This is a genomic window from Mesorhizobium sp. M4B.F.Ca.ET.089.01.1.1 (assembly GCF_004022605.1).
GTDB classification, from domain to species: Bacteria; Pseudomonadota; Alphaproteobacteria; order Rhizobiales; family Rhizobiaceae; genus Mesorhizobium; species Mesorhizobium abyssinicae.
Map to the genome: position 1 here is coordinate 1 of NZ_RZOS01001068.1, position 755 is coordinate 755.

Here is a 755-nt window from a genome sequence, read left to right on the forward strand (position 1 = left end):
ATGCCGACGATCCGGTCTCCGGGCACCGGCATCACCATCTATCCGATCCAGTCGCCGGCGCTGCAGGCCTTCGACGATCAGCCCGAGCGCTGGATCGACGTGCGCTGGGACATCGACGAGCGCACAAAGGAGCGCTTCCCGGCACGCGTCTCGGTCACCGCCATCAACGCGCCGGGATCGCTGGCCGACATCGCCCAGGTCGTTGCCGCCAACGACGCCAACATCCACACGCTGTCGATGGTGCGCACCGCGCCCGACTTCACCGAAATGCTGATCGATCTCGAGGTCTGGGATCTCAAGCACCTGAACCGGCTGCTCTCGCAGCTCAAGGACAATTCGAGCGTCAGCGATGCAAGGCGCGTCAACGGCTGACATCATGGTCAGAGAAATAATGGGGGAATGAAATGAACACCGACGAAGTGTTGGGCATTTTCCGCGAGGCCGGCGCCGTCCTGGAGGGACATTTCATCCTGACGTCGGGCCTGCGCAGCCCGGTGTTCCTGCAGAAGGCGAGGGTCTTCATGCATGCCGACAAGACCGAGCGCCTGTGCAAGGCGCTGGCCGAGAAGATCCGCAAGGCCGTTCCCGGCCGCATCGACTATGTCGTCGGCCCGGCGATCGGCGGGCTGATTCCGGCCTATGAGACCTCGCGCCATCTCGCCGTCCCGGCGATCTGGGTCGAGCGGGAGGGGGGCGAGTTCAGGCTGCGCCGCTTCGAGATCGCCAGGGGCGCGCGTGTCGTCATCGTCGAGGAC

Annotated in this window: 1 protein-coding gene and 1 pseudogene; both read left to right on the forward strand. The window is 64.9% G+C overall.

What is annotated here, in order from left to right; genetic code table 11:
• Positions 1-372 (forward strand): ACT domain-containing protein (locus EN780_RS36050; protein ID WP_133372946.1); only part of this gene is annotated, 372 nt, incomplete at its 5' end.
• Positions 373-404: 32 nt separating this feature from the next.
• Positions 405-755, forward strand: a pseudogene (locus tag EN780_RS36055) (orotate phosphoribosyltransferase); the annotation flags it as partial.